The organism is Streptosporangium canum (assembly GCF_900113865.1).
In the GTDB taxonomy this organism is placed as follows: Bacteria; Actinomycetota; Actinomycetes; order Streptosporangiales; family Streptosporangiaceae; genus Streptosporangium; species Streptosporangium canum.
The window spans coordinates 33,255-48,788 of sequence record NZ_FOQY01000048.1 but is presented as its reverse complement, the minus strand read 5'-3'; the positions used below and the strand labels follow the sequence as shown (position 1 = coordinate 48,788).

Annotated in this window: 14 protein-coding genes, 1 tRNA gene and 1 pseudogene; 12 read left to right on the top strand and 4 right to left on the bottom strand. The window is 68.3% G+C overall.

Features of this window, described 5'->3' with window-relative positions; translation table 11 throughout:
- The 6 genes and pseudogenes from BM085_RS39235 to BM085_RS39215 all read left to right on the top strand — a co-directional run.
- The coding region (locus tag BM085_RS39235; protein ID WP_143121278.1) for a transposase family protein at positions 1–341 on the top strand (341 nt) is incomplete at its 5' end.
- 67 nt (positions 342–408) lie between these two features.
- Positions 409–648 carry a hypothetical protein gene (locus BM085_RS43885; RefSeq protein WP_143121277.1) on the top strand — a complete coding sequence of 80 codons (240 nt, stop codon included), beginning with the start codon at positions 409–411 and terminating at the stop codon, positions 646–648.
- 18 nt (positions 649–666) lie between these two features.
- Positions 667–914: pseudogene (locus tag BM085_RS47625) on the top strand (IS630 family transposase); the annotation flags it as partial.
- Between the two features lie 244 nt (positions 915–1,158).
- Positions 1,159–1,803 (top strand): hypothetical protein, encoded by a 645-nt coding sequence (locus BM085_RS39225; RefSeq protein ID WP_093891834.1) that lies wholly within the window; start codon positions 1,159–1,161, stop codon positions 1,801–1,803.
- Positions 1,800–2,171: a type II toxin-antitoxin system PemK/MazF family toxin gene (locus BM085_RS39220; protein ID WP_093891833.1), complete on the top strand. Its 372-nt coding sequence runs from the start codon at positions 1,800–1,802 to the stop codon at positions 2,169–2,171. The genes BM085_RS39225 and BM085_RS39220 overlap by 4 nt, the downstream gene beginning before the upstream one ends.
- A 518-nt stretch (positions 2,172–2,689) precedes the next feature.
- A complete protein-coding gene (locus BM085_RS39215; RefSeq protein ID WP_093891832.1) occupies positions 2,690–3,724 on the top strand; it encodes an endonuclease/exonuclease/phosphatase family protein in 1,035 nt (344 codons plus the stop codon).
- 123 nt (positions 3,725–3,847) lie between these two features.
- Here the strand turns inward: BM085_RS39215 and BM085_RS39210 are convergent, their stop codons facing one another.
- Both BM085_RS39210 and BM085_RS39205 read right to left on the bottom strand, forming a co-directional pair.
- Complete coding sequence (locus tag BM085_RS39210; RefSeq protein WP_093891831.1) at positions 3,848–4,396, bottom strand: DUF1349 domain-containing protein; 549 nt, start codon at positions 4,394–4,396, stop codon at positions 3,848–3,850.
- A gap of 20 nt (positions 4,397–4,416) precedes the next feature.
- Positions 4,417–4,707, bottom strand: coding sequence for a hypothetical protein (locus tag BM085_RS39205; RefSeq protein WP_093891830.1), 291 nt, complete (start codon positions 4,705–4,707; stop codon positions 4,417–4,419).
- Between the two features lie 125 nt (positions 4,708–4,832).
- On the opposite strand from BM085_RS39205, the gene BM085_RS39200 reads away from it, so the two are divergent.
- Positions 4,833–5,237, top strand: coding sequence for a hypothetical protein (locus BM085_RS39200; protein WP_143121276.1), 405 nt, complete (start codon positions 4,833–4,835; stop codon positions 5,235–5,237).
- A gap of 1 nt (position 5,238) precedes the next feature.
- On the opposite strand, the gene BM085_RS39195 is transcribed toward BM085_RS39200, so the two are convergent.
- On the bottom strand, positions 5,239–7,200 hold the full coding sequence (locus tag BM085_RS39195) for a DUF6571 family protein (RefSeq protein WP_143121275.1): 1,962 nt from the start codon (positions 7,198–7,200) through the stop codon (positions 5,239–5,241).
- Positions 7,201–7,321: 121 nt separating this feature from the next.
- Positions 7,322–8,350 carry a hypothetical protein gene (locus BM085_RS39190; RefSeq protein ID WP_143121274.1) on the bottom strand — a complete coding sequence of 343 codons (1,029 nt, stop codon included), beginning with the start codon at positions 8,348–8,350 and terminating at the stop codon, positions 7,322–7,324.
- A 278-nt stretch (positions 8,351–8,628) separates the two neighbouring features.
- Between BM085_RS39190 and BM085_RS39185 the strand changes: the two genes are divergently transcribed.
- The 5 genes from BM085_RS39185 (at position 8,629) to BM085_RS39170 (ending at position 15,494) form a co-directional block, all read left to right on the top strand.
- Positions 8,629–9,021 carry a hypothetical protein gene (locus tag BM085_RS39185; protein WP_031166848.1) on the top strand — a complete coding sequence of 131 codons (393 nt, stop codon included), beginning with the start codon at positions 8,629–8,631 and terminating at the stop codon, positions 9,019–9,021.
- Positions 9,022–9,074: 53 nt separating this feature from the next.
- Entirely contained in the window at positions 9,075–11,477 is a 2,403-nt protein-coding gene (locus tag BM085_RS39180; RefSeq protein ID WP_143121273.1) for a DUF4132 domain-containing protein, read from the top strand.
- Positions 11,478–11,603: 126 nt separating this feature from the next.
- Positions 11,604–13,412, top strand: a complete 1,809-nt coding sequence (locus BM085_RS39175) for a hypothetical protein (protein WP_093891825.1) — start codon at positions 11,604–11,606, stop codon at positions 13,410–13,412.
- 304 nt (positions 13,413–13,716) lie between these two features.
- Positions 13,717–13,786: transfer RNA gene (locus BM085_RS45015), tRNA-OTHER, on the top strand.
- Positions 13,787–13,895: 109 nt separating this feature from the next.
- Entirely contained in the window at positions 13,896–15,494 is a 1,599-nt protein-coding gene (locus BM085_RS39170; protein ID WP_093891824.1) for a TROVE domain-containing protein, read from the top strand.
- Positions 15,495–15,534 lie beyond the last annotated feature (40 nt).

The window sequence follows — 15,534 nt, the reverse complement described above, 5'->3', positions numbered from 1 at the left end:
CGGTCCATGATCTGACCGCCGCCCGCACCCACGTCCTCGGGGCGCTGTACAAAGCCGCCGCCGACGGGCTGCCCACCCTGGCCGATTCCGGCTACGACGGCGCCGGCATCGGCATTCTCACCCCGGTCAAACAACCGGCCGACGGCCGGCCTCTCGACGTCGACACCCGCGCCCGCAACGCGCTCCTGCGCGCCTTGCGCTGTTTGGGGGAACGAGGCTTCGCCCTACTCACGCAACGCTGGCGCACCCTCCAGCGCATCACCGCCAGCCCCAGCAGAATCGGCGACATCATTAAAGCCGCGCTCGTCCTCACCCATTTCGAACACGGCTACTCAACGTGAAGTCGCTGAGATCACCTCATTGGACATTATTGGATCTACGGCATATCGGCCGGCCCTGTAGGAATTCATGGCAGGTTCTGTGCGGCGCGGCGTCATGGCGCGCGCGGTGGTGTTGCCGGCGGTGTCCGGATATGGGCTTAACGCCTATCTGCTGGGCAAGCTCTCCTCGGTCGTTTCCTGCCGAATTATCGAATATCGAGGAAACGCTCCCATTTGGTTGGCCAACGACGAACACAAAACAGCGATCATTCTGGAATCACCAAGCAGCGGAAAGTACGGGATACGAGGCGAGACTGCTGATCTTTAATTCGTGGTGTGTGGCGTGAGGGAAGAGGGAGTGGTCGCGGTGTGGAAGGAGCAGGTGTGGCCGACGGTGGGAAGACCGCGGCGGACCTGGGTGCGTGGGTCTGCTTCGAAGACGAATGCGGCCGCACGCTGCTGAGGCCACCCAAAGCGCGTACCTGGGGGCGACGCGGCATCACGCCGGTGGTCGCGGTATCGGGTGGCCCGGGCGGCAGGGTCTCGATCGCGGGGACGGTCTGTCACCGGCTCGGGCACCGGTCCCGCCTGATCACCGCCTTGGACGACCCGATTGGGGGTCCGATGGGCAAGTCTCCGATCGCCTGAGCAATGAGCCGACCGCCTGATGGTCGCGCTGGGGCTGATGCTGCGATCGACTGACAATGTCATAGCTCACTGTAATTATTACTTCACGATGCGACGTCGTTCTCATTGACGGCAGGCCGCAGACGATCACCGCTGGAAGCGACTGACGAGAAGTACGGTGGCATTGGGACGGATCTGGGGAGGCACGGTGATGAGCAGACCTCTCGAATCGCCCAATCCCCTGGCGGGCGCCGTGCTCGCGGTGCTGAAGGCGGCCCGCGAAACGCACATCGAGATCACCAAGGCGAAGCTGGTGCGGCTTCTTTATCTCGCCGACCTGGATGCCATTGAGTCGGGGCGCACGCAGTTCAGCGGGGCCACCTGGCGATGGGACGACTACGGCCCCTACGACCACGCGCTCGTCCGGGCCGAGGAATGGGTGATGGAGAGCGAGCTGGTGGAGCGCCGCGACACGCGAAGCGCGGAGGATGGCTCGCATGCGCTCTCCCTGACCGTCGACATCGAGGATCCGCTCAACGTGGCCGACATGGAGTGCGTGCGGAACGTGGTCCGTCTGTACGGAGGCAGGAGCGCGACCGGCCTGAAGGATCTCTCCTATGAGACTGCTCCGATGGTCGAGGCTCGGGCGGGTGGCGAGCGGGGAGCGCTGCTCGATCTCAACCGGGCGCGTCGCCGCGAACAGGTGGCGGTGCTCCGGGAGCGGTTCCGATCGCGGCGTGGAGCCAGGCCTCCGCAGCAGGACGACCCAGGGGTCGGTGACGCGCTCGTAACGGAGTTCCTGGAGGCCAGAGACGGTCTGCGACGAGCCAACGCGAAGATCCTGGATGATCGGTGAAGGGATCCATCCGCAAGGGTGGCGTCTATCTGGTGTCCGATCGGTCGCTGACGATGCCCCCCAATGACCAGCGCAACTTCCACCCGAAACGGCCAGTGATCGTTCTCAGCGGTGACGCGAAGAACGAGCAGACCTCCTGGCCCCTGGTATACGTCGTCCCCACGTCGACCGCCACCACGCTCAAGACCGAATACTGCGTCAAGCTCGCTCAGGGAGTCGGCAACCTGCCGAGCAAGTGCTGGATACGGACGGTCTGCGCCCAGCCTTTCCTCAAGGAAGAGCTCGGCGATTACCTGGGACAGCTGCCGGCTCAGGTCGTCTTGTTGATCGAGGAAAACCTGTTCGCCTACATGGGACTCACCGACTAAGAACGCCTCCAGGCCCAAGCGTCGGCCGGATCTGACGTAGTCCTCAAGCGTGGGGCGGACATCGTTGTGGGAGCGGTGGCGGGTCAGGTGCTGGGCCGTACTTCCGCCTACGCGGAGGCGATGGGGGCGGCGCTGACGCGGGTGAGAATCGACAGGCCCGGAGGATGCGACTGAAACGCGACGGCCGGGCGCCCGTCATGCGGCGGGAAGCCCGGCCGCACTTCGCGGTTCGTACCCAACCGCACACTACTCATAATAGTTAGGTCGTCGCACATGTCCAACGCTGTTGTTGGACAACAGCTCCTCAAGCGCGGTGAGAACCGTGCTTCATCGATGGGTCGCCGTTCCGCCCGAATACCGGCCGGATCTGAACTAATCCTTCCGCTTGCTTGATGTCGGCTCTGCCTCGATGGTGTTCAAAAGGCCTGCTGTGTCCTTCATTCCGTGGATATACGAAACGGCGTTGTGGGTTGTCCGATCGGCCGTCGCAGCCGTCCTCCGTACCGCAGGATTGGATCATGCATGACGAGGAGATCACCACGGTGACGACGGTCTCACCGGTGAGTGCCGAGTCGGCCGTGGTCCCGCGGGGCCGGAGGCGGCGTTGGGTGAGCGTGCTCGCCTGGCTGGTGGTGTCACCGTTCGCGGTGTGGGCGGTGCTCCGGCTGATCCCCGCCGACGTGCACTTCCGGTGGGTGCAGCTCGTGGCGTTCACGCCCTACGTGGCCCTCGCCTCGGTCGTCGCCCCGCTCGTCGCGCTGGCGTCGAGACGGTGGGCCGCGCTGGCCGCGAGCCTGGCGGTGACCGCGACGCTGGCGGCGTGCGTCGTCCCGCGTGCGCTGCCGGACGGCGGCCGGACGACATCCTCGGGTCCGGCGTTACGGATCCTCTCCGCCAACCTGGAGGTCGGGGGAGTCCCTCCGTCGGCTCTCGTCGATCTCGTGCGGAGGCTCCGCCCCGACGTCCTCGCCCTCCAGGAGCTGACGCCATCGGCCGCCGAAGGGCTCCGGCAGGCGGGGCTGGCGACGCTCCTGCCGTACAAGGCGGAACTCGCGCTGGAGGGGCCGCGTGGATCGGGTGTCTACGCCCGGCACGCGATCACGCCGGGGCAGGCCATCGAGTACGGATTCGGCCAGACGGTGGCCACTGTGGAGGTGCCGGGGGCGGGACCCGTCGGCGTCGTGTCCGTGCATCCCTGCGCCCCGAGTGACGAGACGGGGTACCCGTGCTGGGCGGACGGCCTGGCGGCGCTGCCCCGGCCGGGCGGTGCCGTACAGGTGCTGGCCGGGGACTTCAACGCCACCCTTGACCACGCCCGGATCCGCGACCTGCTGGGTGCGGGCTACCGGGACGCCGCCGGCGCGACGGGCGACGGCCTCACGACCACGTGGCCGTTCCGGTCGCGGCAGTTCAACGGCTTCGGCATCCCCACCGTGACGATCGACCACATCCTGGCCGACCGGCGCGCGGGCGTCCGATCGTTCGGCGTGCACCGGCTTCCGGACACCGACCACCGGGCCGTCTACGCCGAACTGGTCCTCCCGCGTCGCTGACCCTCGGCGAGTCCGCGGTGCCTTTATCCAGCCTTTCATCCCAGGACCCTTACGCGAGCCGACCGTGCACATGCCGGCCCCGCTCGCCGATGACATGAGACGCGGGAAGGCCCGGCAGGTGCGTCAGGTGGCGGACAGACGGCTGAAGCGGGTCTCGAAGCCCTTGCCCACGGGGGCGGCGCACATCGCCCCGGCGAGGGCGGGCACCTCCGGCGGGAAATAGGCCAGCCGCAGCATGTGCGCCGGTTCCGCGCCGTCGAAGCCGTAGCGGACTGTCACGGCGTCCCCGGCGCGTTCCAGATCGATGGTCACGGACGTGGGCGTGCCCGGCGCGGGGACCACCGACCAGTCGGAGAAACCGCGCGTCACCACCACGCTGAGCTGCAGGGCGCCGTCGACGAACTCGGTGCCCGCCTTGATCCAGTTCTCCTCGTCGATCCGCAGTACGGCTCCCGCCTGGTCGTACTGCTCGGCGTAGTCGGCGTCGAAGGTCGCGGTCACCCGAGTGTCCCCGGAGACCAGGCGGCCGAACATGTGGCCGGTGTCGAAAGAGTATCCGTAGTGCGTCTTCTGCCACAGGTCGGTCTGAGCGCCCGCCACGACCCGCACCCCCTCTCCCACCGCGGCCCACTCACCAGGCTCGTTGATCCATTGCCAGCTCTCGAATGCCATATCTGCCCCTTTCTGATGGGTCAGGGTCGTGCGGCGGAAGGCGGGACCTTCGCCGGGACGGAGCGGAGCTCCTCTTCGAGCGCGTCGACGAGGGCCTTGGCCGCCTGGCGGAGCCGTACGCGGCGGGCGGTGAGGTCTTCGGCGAACCGCCGGGCCGTCGGCCCCACCCACACCGACTGGCCGGTGAACTGGCCGTGGGCGGAGTCGAGCGCCGCCTCCAGGATGGCGACCCGCGCCCTGACCTCCGCCAACGTCTGTTCCAACACCTGACGCCGCGGGTTGGGCACCAGGTCCTCCGGACGAGGATTCATATATCTCCTCTACGGATGCGGATACAACGGCGCTTTCATTGGACATTATTGGATCTACGGCACATCAGCCAGCCCTGGAGGAATTCATGGCATGTTCTGTACGGCGCGGCGTCATGGGGTGTGCGGTGGTGTTGCTGGTGATGTCCGGGTGTGGGGATAGCGGTCCCACGGCGGCGGAGGCGGGGGAGACGCTCAAGTCGCATATCACCGAGTTGATGAAAGAGCGCCATGCTTTGGATGTCCGAATCACCGATTCAGGGGGACGCGATATTCCCTGTGGTGAGGGCAAGGCCAAGAGGACCTTCGCGGCTGTCGGCAGGGATTCAGCGGAGCAACGTGGACCGGACAATCTCAATGACCTCCTGCTTGGGGCGCTCTCTCGGGTGGCTTCTTATCGGATTGCCGAAGACCGAGGAAATGCCCCTATCCGGCTCGCCAGCGATAAATACAAGACGGTGATCATCCTGGAGTCGCCGGGAAACGGGCAGTACGGGGTCCGGGGCGAGACCGAGTGCCTTCCGAAGTCCTGAGTTAACTGTCGAAGGCCAGACCTCGTTCCCTCCCTCGCTTGTTGCGGCTCTCGAATCGGTCTGCCATGGCGCTGGACAGATCCCCCAGGGAGAGTTCGTCCTTGCCCCCCATGCCATTGGCGATGGTCCACTTCTCGAACGCCTCAAGCCCCTTGTTCCCCTGCTTGATCAGTTCGGAGAACGGTCTGAGGTTGCCCTGTGCGTCGGCGACGGCCACGCCGGGTGGGCAGGTGGCCTGGAACTCGGCGGGGGTCACCTTCGGGGCGAAGCCGTTGGCCATGAGCACCTGTGCGTATGTGTGCTGACGGCTGAGCGTCGCGAGGTCGTCCTCCTTGTCGGCCCGGTCCACCCGGGTCTCGTCGTCCCCGCCGAAGGCGCCTTTGGCGGAGAGCGAGGTGCTCAGCGCCAGCCAGCCGAGGCTCATGCTCAGGGCTTGCCCCGGTATCGTGCTCGTCGCTCCGATGGCCGTGTCGCGGAGGAACGCCACCAGGTCGTCCCGCTGCTTGTCGATCATGTCCAGGTTGCCCTGGACCTTCGTGACGGCGGCCAGCTCGAAGCCGCGCACGTTGCCCAGGGCCGTGAACACCTTGTCCAGGCGTTCGACGTCCCCGGTCCGCCGGGTCGTCGCCGACGCGTCGGCGATCAGTTTCTCGGAGAAGCGTCCCATCCCCTCGTCGAACGGGGCGAGGTTCTCGGCCGAGTCGGCGAAGAGCTTGAGGAAGCGGTAGGTGTCCTCCGGGCTCAGGGTGAACGCCGACTTCATGCCGAACGCCGAGGTCGAGGGCTTCAGTGCGCTGTCCTCTGTCATGTTCGCGTCGCCGATGTTGGCGCCTTCGGTGATCTCGGTGGTGTACGCGCCGGCGATCTCCGCCAGGTGGACGCGGACCTCCTTGCCGAGTTTGAGATCGTCCATCGTCGTCATCACGGTGAACGCGAACGCGGCGGACTCCTGGCTGTGCTTGCCGTCCTCCTCGTCGTAGGCACCGGAGGCCGCAGCCAGCATGCGCCCGAAGGCGTCCTTCTTGTCGTCCCCGCTGATGTGCTTGCCGCCCGCGTAATCGTTGAAGTTCTTCAGGAACGTCTTCAGCTTCGACTGGTCCTTGGCGTACGGCCCGGTTATCGCCGCGATCGCCTGTCGCGCGGCGGCCGGGTTGTTGCCCAGGGCGTAGAGGAAGCCCGGGCCGATCTTCTTGGGATCGGCCAGCCCTTGTTTCAGCACCACGTCCGTCAGCCACTCGGCGGGGAACTTCCCTCCGCTCAGCAGCGGGCCCGCCTTGGGGCCCGCGTTCCGTATCGCGTCCTTGATCTTGGCGAAGCCCGGGACACGCGATCCCGCGGTGACCGCCGTGCCGAAGGCCTGGCTGACCGCACGGAGCACCTCGTCGTCGGGACGGATGGGGGCGGCGGGTGCTTGGGGACGTGAGGAGTCCAGGTTCTTCCGCAGGAGTACGGGGAGCCCGATGGTGCGTTCGGTGCCGAGGGCGGCGAAGAAGGCGGCGGTGAAGGCGGCGTCGTTCTTGTGAGCGGCCAGTTCTTTGACGATCCGCCGGTAGTCGTCGGAGGAGGGGCGTCCGAACCAGGGCGTGTCCACCGGCTCGATGGCGAGGAAACGCCTACCCAGGGCCGTGCCCTGTCGCTGGGCCTCGGCGGGGGAGGCGTGTTTGCCCTCGTCGTAGCCGACCATCCCGGAGCCGGGCAGCCACGGCACCAGATCGTCGCTCGCCTGGATGGTCTCGTTGCGCTTACGCAGTCCCGGGAGCGCGTCGTCGATCCAGCCCTCGATCTCCTGGATCGGCCGCAGTCCCAGGGTCGACACCTCGGCCGTGGCGAGCAGCAGGCGGATTCTCTCGGACTGCTCGCCGATCACGTCGCGGCCGCGTTCCAGGGCGGTGACGAAGCCCCGCATCAGGTCGGGGTCGATCCCGGTGAAGTCCGGCGACACAGGCCCCGTTCCCGACGGCATCGGCTCCACCATTCCCCTCGCCCCATTTTTAGTTATTTCACTCTAGCTACCTAATGGGCGTATTAAGGAGTGAATAATGCATACTTATCCGATATTGCTGGGAGCAGGCCGGGCCACCGCACTACCCGGCGGCGGCGATGACGGCCTCGGCGTTTTTGACCCAGGCCTCCATGATCGGCCGGGCCGCGGCCAGTTTCTCCCTGTCCGCCGCCACCAGGCGTTCCTCGTAGGCGGCGCGCACGGTCTTGTAGACGCCGACGAGGTTGACCTCCCGCTGGCACGTCGCGTCGGTGCCGGCCACCCGTTTCTCCTCGGCGCCGGCCGGGGCGTCCGCCTTGCGTGAGGCCCACTCGGGGTTCTGCCGGGGGATGACCGGATCGGGGTACCGCAGACCGCTCTTCTCCATGCAGGACCGCCAGGCGGCGAGCGCCGCCGTCACCCGGCTGTCCTGCCGGGCGGAGATCCGTGAGTTCACGGCGAGGGCGCGCGCGTCGACCGGGAGCTCGATGGCCTCGTCGCGGATCCCGCGCGCGCCCTCCTTGGAGCATCCGCCCTCCGGGACGGCGCGACCGGTAGAGGTCTGCGAGGCGCTTCCGTTGAACGCAGCCCTTTCCTCCCCGGTGGGCCGACGTTTGTCGCCGGCAGGGGTTTTCGGTGAGAGGAGTTTCGGGTCGGGCTGTGTGCGCGGATAGCCCGAGTTCGCGGCGGCTACCGGGTCGATGTACTCCAGGTAATCGTATTCCTTGTCATTCTCCGGATCCCAGGTGCGTACCGTGCCGGCGGTCCACTCCGTGAAGCCGAGGGACTTCATGCAGACGGCCGCCCTGATGTCCCGGGCGATGTCGATGGTCCTGAGATCCTTCATGGAGATGATGTACGGATCCAGTGGCATGGGGATCCGCTCGCTACTGGAGATGCGAGGAATGGCGTCCACCGGTGGCTCCTCGATCTTCGGAGCGACGGGCGCTCCGCTTGAGATGCCCGGCATGGGGAGGGCCGGAGTCGCGGAGATCGCTGAAGCGACTGCGGCCACGGAGACGTCTTCCCGCGGTGGCTCGCTGCCGCATCCGGCCAGAGCCCCGCCGGTGAGAAAAGCCAGGGCGAGCAGTGATCCGGCCGTGTGCGCGTTTGATTTATGCATCGATCTCATAGGCCATTCATCTTCCAGGAAAACCGCACGAATGGAAATGCGCGGGGAGCACTCCGTGGGAAGCAGGCGGCCCCGGCATTCACGGTGGGAAGCAGGCGGCCCCGGCATTCACGTTTACCTGAACGCCTGGGCTGTCCTCGGAAAACGCCGGGGCTGTCCTCAGCAAGGGGCAGGGCCCTGCCGGAGGCGGTGCCGGGATAAGGACGCCGGCTTCTGTCGGATCCGGCTGGTACTGATGATCACCACAACGATTCCGATGACGTGTGGAGCTGTGAGAGATGGCAACGGTCACCTTCCGGGACGAGACCGCGACGGGAAAGCCGATAGAGGAGTTCACGCTCCCCGACCTGCCGGAGAACATCTCGGCGCGGGAGCTTGTCCGGCTCCGGGTCCGCGAGGAGGTCGCCCGCTACAACGCCGCTCCCGCTCCCCGGTTCAACGGCCTGGTCCGGCCGGTGGACGCCGAGGTGGAGCTGAACGGCTACCGGATGGGCGCGGGACGGCGGATCGACTGGGAGAAGCAGGCGGACGCCGCCGAGCGGGCGTTCCAGCGCAACGGGTTCCTGCTGCTCGTCGGGGAGCGTCAGATCGACGACCTGTCCGAGGTGATCGACCTGACCGTCGACCCGGTCGTGTCGTTCATCAAGCTCGTCCCGCTGGTCGGCGGCTGAGCATGGGCGTCATCGACGATTTCCCGCGCGCTCACGACCATGTCATCCGTCATATGGACGCATCGGCCCGTGCTGTCCTCGCTGGTTTCGACGCGGCCTTCGCCGCGGGGCAGGAGCTCCCCGGAGAGAAGGCCGACCTGCGGATGTTCGGCCGCTGGGCGCAGTTGCGGCTCAGCCTGGGAATGGAGGGGGGTCACGACTACGACGAGCGAGTGCTGCGTGTGACCCGGTCCGTCGCCGAAGCCGACATCCCGTGGACGGCCGGGGATGTCAACTTCCTCTGGTCGGCCGCCCATTCACTGATGACCTGGGTGCACACCAACTATCCGGAGCTGTACCGGATCCCGCTCGCCGCGGTCCGCCGAATAGGCTACGCGGACCGCCGCCGCATCCTGGAGTGGACGCCGGGCTGGTTCCGCCGATACCACCGGCCGGTCTGGGACGCGCTCCACCACCAGTTGGAGGACGTGCTGACCGAACCCGCCGAGAACGGCCCGGCAGGCGTGGTGCGGAACGTGATCTGGGACTGCGACGGCATCGCCCTCCTGCTGGCCGAGGAGTACGGCCCGCGCCTGGCCGCCCCCGAGATCCTGCCGCTGCTGCGCCACTGGAACACCGCCAGGTCCTCCAAACCCAGCGGGAAATGGCTCAAGACCGCCCGGGCGCTCCTGACTTCCGAGGCCGCGGGCCTGGTCCGCGAGATCCTCGCCCTGGTCGCGGCCCATCGGGAGAAGAGGGTCGATCACCGCTCCGACGAGGGCTACGAGTGGACGGAGACCGTCTTCCTGCACGAACGCACCGCCGTACCAGTGCGCGGCATGGTGTGGACGTGCGAGCTGATCGACGAGCCATGGGTGACCCAGCTCCTCGGCGACCTCGCCCTGACCTGTGGGACGGGGATTGGCGGGTCGGGAGCCAACTGCCGCAGCGAGATGCTCGCCAACGCCGCCGTGAACGTCCTGGCCCGCCGGGGCGGGCTGGACACCGTCGCGTCACTGGCCAGGGTCCAGGTCAAGGTCCGCAAGAAGTCCGTGCTGGCCAACGTGGCGCGCACGCTGGACGCGGTGGCCGTCCAGGCGGAGCTGAGCCGCGAGCAGCTGCTGGACCGTACCGTGCCGGCCTTCGGGCTCGGCCCGGACGGGGTGCGGGAGGAGAAGATCGGCGACTGTCGCGTACGGCTCTGCGCCGACGGTCCCGCGCTCCGCTACGTCAACGCCGCGGGGAAGACCGTCAAGTCGGTGCCGCAGGCGATCCGCCAGGACCCCGCACTGGCCGTGCTCAAGACCATGTTGAAGGAGCTCAAGCAGGTGCTTCCGGCCGAGCGGTTCCGGCTGGAGCGGGCGCTGATCGAGGAACGGACCTGGCGTTGGCGGCAGGTGACGGAGTTCTTCCTCGACCACCCGGTCACCGGTCTGTACGCCCGGAATCTGATCTGGCAGGCCCTTCAGGGCCCAGCCGGGCTCCCCGTCAGAACCGACCTTGGCTGGGAACTCACCGATCCGCAGGGCCGCAGGATCCAGCCGGACCCCGACGCCCCGATCCGGCTGTGGCACCCGATCCGGGAGACGGCCGAGGACGTGCGGACCTGGCGCGACCATCTCCTGGAGCACGGGGTGCGTCAGCCGTACAAGCAGGCCTTTCGTGAGGTCTACCTGCTGACCCCGGCAGAGGAGCAGACCCGCACCTATTCCAACCGGTTCGCCGGGCATGCGCTCCGCTACGGCCAGGCCAAAGCGCTGCTGAACCAGCGCGGCTGGACCGGCCTGTCGATCGGCCACTGGGACTACGAGTGCGGCGGCGACCAGGGCGAGGCGGTCAAGGAGCTGTCCGGTTGGCGGGCCCACTGGGGCATGCACATAACGGGCGACGCGGAAGCCGACGGGTGGGGGACCGCGTCCTTCTGTGCCAGCGAGCAGATCCATTTCTACCGGGACGGTCAGGAGGCCGCCGACCGCTACGACTACGCCTACCGTGAGGGTGTTCCGCTGGACGAGGTGCCGCCGCTGGTGCTGTCGGAGGTGCTCCGCGACGCCGACCTGGCCGTCGGTGTCACCTCGGTCGGGCTCGATCAGCAGGCCGCCGGCGGGCACGAGGACTACTGGCGCTCCTACGGGTTCGGCGAGCTCACCGAGACCGCCCGGACCCGGCGCGACGCGCTCACCCGGCTCCTGCCCCGGTTGAGGATCGCCGACCGGGCGGAGCTGACCGACCGGTTCCTGCGGGTGCGCGGAGACCGGCGGACTTACAAGATCCACCTGGGGTCGGGCAACATCCTGATGGAGCCCAACGACGCCTACCTGTGCATCGTCCCCGGACGCGACCGCGCCGCCGCGTCCGTCTTCCTGCCCTTCGAGGAGGACGGCGGCATGCTGTCGGTCATCCTGTCCAAGGCGTTCCTGCTCGCCGACGACACGGCCATCACCGACCCGTCGATCACCCGCCAGCTCGACACTTGAGAGCGCCGTGACGGATCGTTGATCGACTTCCCGGAAACGGCCCATCAGGGTTGGGCGCTTTGCCGGCTTGATCCTTTTCTCATCGTCCAGACCTGATCATTCTTCTCACCCCCCAGGGAAGTCCACGTGCGCCCCCATCGTCCCGGCCGCTATCGCTTCGGATGGCCTGCCGCGCTTTTCGCAGGTGGCTATCTCGTCGCGGTCGTCGTCATCGGGGCGGTGAGCGGCGACGGCGAGGTCGTCTGGCGGCTCGTGGTCCACCGGCGGTGGCGGCCTATGGAACCGGGGTGGTACGTGCTGTCCCTGGTCCTGCTCGGAGGGATGCAGGGCTGGGCCCTGTGGCAGATCCTCCGCGGGCGGGCGGCCGGCCAGGACGTCGCTCCGGACAGACACGTCCGCCGGCTGCGGAGGGTGCTCTACGCCTACCTGGCCGTCCAGCTGACCTTCTACGTGGCTTTCTTCCTCCCGTCGCCCTGGTGGGTGGACGTCGCCCGGGATGTCGGGCGACTCGCCCTCGTGGTGCTGTTCCACCGGGTGCTGGACGGCACCCCCCGGGCGCTGAGATTCGTCGCGCTCGCGGCCGGGACGCTCGGCGTGGTGGGCTCGATCGGCGAGGAGGTGCTCGACGAGCTCGACGTCCGTGCCGTCGAGCAGATCTTCGACCTCCTCGGGCTGAGCGGGTGGCTCTGGTCGCTCTGGATGGCCCTGATCCTCGTGGCCCAGGCGCGGGACGGCCGGTGGGGCAGGGTCACCGTGTGGTCGGGGGCCGCGAGCATGGTGCTGGCGTTTCTCGTCATGCCACTGGCGCTCGGTCTCTCCGGTGGCTTCGGCGGCCCCGTCATCACCGTGACCTTCGTCCTCTTCGGGGCACGATCCGTCCTCATGCTGGTGTGGCTGGCCCGCTCCGCCCACGATCTCGCGGGCCCGCACGCGGGAGCCGTACCACGCCGGGAGGGGCCGGCCCCGGCCAGGGCCCGGCTCGGGCGGTGGCCGCTGCCGGTCGCCGCGGTCGTGCTGCTCTCCCTCCTCCCGGCGGCGGACCACGCGCGCGGCCCGTTCACCTCGCGGAGCGACTGCGAGCGGGCCCGGTCCACGGTCGGGGAGTACGGCCGGCACGTCGAGTCCCGCCCGATGAGCGGGGAGATGGCCTTCGTGTGCGAGGTGCGCGGGTCCGACGGGTCGCCGTTCAGTCAGAGCGTGCCCGACCTGGCGCTGGTGGCGTACGGCCACCGGCTGTGCGGCGTCTACACGCGGAACGACCCGCGAGAGATCGCCCGCGTCCGCGAGGCCAGTGGTGTCGACGTGCGCGGGCTGACCCACACCCTCGCCGAGATCTGCCCGCGCGCCGCCGCGATCGTCAAGGCGGCGATCGACGAGGAGGACCGCGAGATCGCGGAACGGGAGGCGGAGGAGCAGCGCAAGTGCGACGCGGCGCCTCGCCACCGCCCCCTGATCAGGCCGGAGTCGGCGTCGGTGCGCAGGCAACCCCTGTGGACCGACTACGGCGTCCTGGAGGCGTACGAGGAGGACGGTTACAACGACCCCTTCGAGGACGGCCTGGACGAGCTCCTGGAGAAGAACGGGCTGGTGGCCGCGCTCCCCGGCCACCTGATGATCAGCATCTATGCCGACCCCAGGGTCTGTGTCACGACCGAGACCTACAGGCGTCGCCCGCCCGTGGAGACCAAGGGGTGGCACCACGTCGTCGAGGTCGGCTATCACAGCCCGACCGGCGAGATCAAGCTCAGAGACGCGATGGGCGGCCCCGAACTCCCCGACCTCGCCGTCCGGGGCAAAGGCCACTACCGGATCCGCGTCCACTACGCCTGGCTCCCGTGGAAGGGCGAGAAGCACGCCGGGCAGCGGCTGTTGATCATGGCGTATCCGGGGCGCGGGGACGAGGTCGTCGTCCACCGCAAGCGGACCGACCCATGACCGTCACCGGCAGGCAGCCGTCCATCACCACCCGGCAGCCCTCCGGCACCCTCGCGTCGCACGGTGACTCCACGGTGGTCGTCGAACGTCGACGCACACGCCGTACCGTTCGGTGCCGGGCGTGATGACGCCGGTGCGGCTGGAAAACGGGGTGCGGGCCGAGGTGATCACCCGTAATGTCGTGAACGCACCTCCCGGTGCGAAGGCAGCGGTTACTTCTTGGTAAACGCCCTCGGGCGCGCGGGTTCGAGCCCCGCAGACCGCAGCCGTCTTGACCTCGGGAGGGACACAACTTCAGAGCGTGCCCGGTGCGCAGGTAACGGTTACTTCCACTTCTGATGGGGTTGTCGCGGGTTCGAGTCCCGCCACCGGTACGAGCCGGTGTAGCTCAGGGGTTAGAGCGCCTACCGTACCGTCACCGACTTTGATCTCGGGCACGGCCTCTGAAGGGGGTTCCTTCCGGTGCGGAAGGAACCCCCTCACATGTCCAAGTTCAACAAGCCGTCGACCCGTCCCGCGACCTTCAGCCCGGTCAAATCCGAGTCCGTCGCCTCCGGCCGGACCTTCGAGGGCGCTCCGGGCCATGCCCGGGACGCCAGGAGCGAGCTGTTCCTGCTGGCGGTCTCGAACATGGTCGGCGAGGACACCTTCTACGAGGGCAAGACCGAGCGCGACCAGCGCTTCCGTGACCTGGTCCACCGGCTCGCCGTCCAGGACGGCGAGTGGCTGGCCCGGTTCCTCCCGTGGCTGCGCCGCGAGGCCGACATGCGCTCGGCCCCGATCGTCGCCGCGCTGGAGGCCGTCAAGGCGCGTCGGGACGCGGGCGTCGAAGGGCTCGGCCGCCGGCTGGTCGACAGCGTGCTGCAGCGTCCCGACGAGCCCGGCGAGGCCCTGGCCTACTGGACCTCCCGCTACGGCCGTTCGATCCCGAAGCCGGTCAAGCGTGGCGTGGCCGACGCGGTGGTGCGCCTCTACAGCGAGCGAAGCCTGCTCAAGTACGACACCGACTCGCGCGGCTGGCGGTTCGGCGACGTCATCGACCTCGTCCACCCCACCCCCGACCCCGCGCTTCCCTGGCAGGGCGAGCTGTTCAAGCACGCCCTGGACCGCAGGCACCGCCGTGACGAGCAGATCCCCCACGCCCTCGGCGTGCTGGCCGCCCGTGCCGAGCTGATGGCCCTGCCGGTCGAACGGCGGCGAGCCGTGCTCGCCGACCCGGAGCGGCTCAGGGCCGCCGGGATGACCTGGGAGTCGCTGGCGGGCTGGCTGCAGGGCCCGATGGACGCCGCCGCCTGGAAGGCCGTCCTCGGCTCGATGGGCTACATGGCGCGGTTGCGCAACCTGCGCAACTTCGACGAGGCAGGCATCTCCGACAAGGTGGCCGCGCATATCGCCGCCGGGCTGGCAGACCCCGCTCAGGTCGCCCGCTCCCGCCAGTTCCCCTTCCGGTTCCTGGCGGCTCACCGCGCCGCGTCCTCGCTGCGCTGGGCCTATCCGCTGGAGCGGGCCCTGGCGCACTCGCTGGCCGGTGTGCCCGCACTCGGCGGTCGCACGCTGGTGCTGATCGACCGGTCGCCGTCGATGTGGACGCAGAAGTTCAGCGCCCACTCCACGATGCCGTGGGCGGACGCCGCAGCGGTTTTCGGTACGGCGATCGCGCTCCGCGCCGAACAGGCCGATCTGGTGCAGTTCGGGATCAGGAACACGCGTGTGAAGTTCCGGGGTGGTGAGTCGCTGTTGAAGATCCTGGACCGGTTCGGCCGGCTGGACGGGACCGACATCCCCTCGGCGGTCAAGCGCCATTTCCGTGGTCACGACCGGGTTGTCATCGTCACCGACGAGCAGACCCGTCCCGGCTGGCTGCCCTCCAACGGCGCCGGTTACGGAGGCGGACCGGAGATGCGGATCAACGACCTGATCCCGCGGGACGTGCCGCTGTACATGTGGAACTTCGGCGGGTACGAGCACGGCGCGAGCCCCTCGGGGGAGGAGAACCGGCACACCTTCGGCGGCCTGACCGACGCGGCCTTCCGGATGATCCCGCTCCTCGAAGCCGGCCGCGACGCGGAGTGGCCCTTCTGAAGCAGCCGACCCGCCCTCGTTCCCGGCCTTCCTGCCCCGT

Bases quoted from the DNA above. Each gene is read 5' to 3' on its own strand.
- BM085_RS43885 (WP_143121277.1), top strand. From the start codon at position 409: ATGGCAGGTTCTGTGCGGCGCGGCGTCATGGCGCGCGCGGTGGTGTTG.
- BM085_RS39225 (WP_093891834.1), top strand. From the start codon at position 1,159: ATGAGCAGACCTCTCGAATCGCCCAATCCCCTGGCGGGCGCCGTGCTC.
- BM085_RS39215 (WP_093891832.1), top strand. From the start codon at position 2,690: ATGCATGACGAGGAGATCACCACGGTGACGACGGTCTCACCGGTGAGT.
- BM085_RS39210 (WP_093891831.1), bottom strand. From the start codon at position 4,396: ATGGCATTCGAGAGCTGGCAATGGATCAACGAGCCTGGTGAGTGGGCC.
- BM085_RS39205 (WP_093891830.1), bottom strand. From the start codon at position 4,707: ATGAATCCTCGTCCGGAGGACCTGGTGCCCAACCCGCGGCGTCAGGTG.
- BM085_RS39195 (WP_143121275.1), bottom strand. From the start codon at position 7,200: ATGCCGTCGGGAACGGGGCCTGTGTCGCCGGACTTCACCGGGATCGAC.
- BM085_RS39190 (WP_143121274.1), bottom strand. From the start codon at position 8,350: ATGAGATCGATGCATAAATCAAACGCGCACACGGCCGGATCACTGCTC.
- BM085_RS39185 (WP_031166848.1), top strand. From the start codon at position 8,629: ATGGCAACGGTCACCTTCCGGGACGAGACCGCGACGGGAAAGCCGATA.
- BM085_RS39180 (WP_143121273.1), top strand. From the start codon at position 9,075: ATGGACGCATCGGCCCGTGCTGTCCTCGCTGGTTTCGACGCGGCCTTC.
- BM085_RS39170 (WP_093891824.1), top strand. From the start codon at position 13,896: ATGTCCAAGTTCAACAAGCCGTCGACCCGTCCCGCGACCTTCAGCCCG.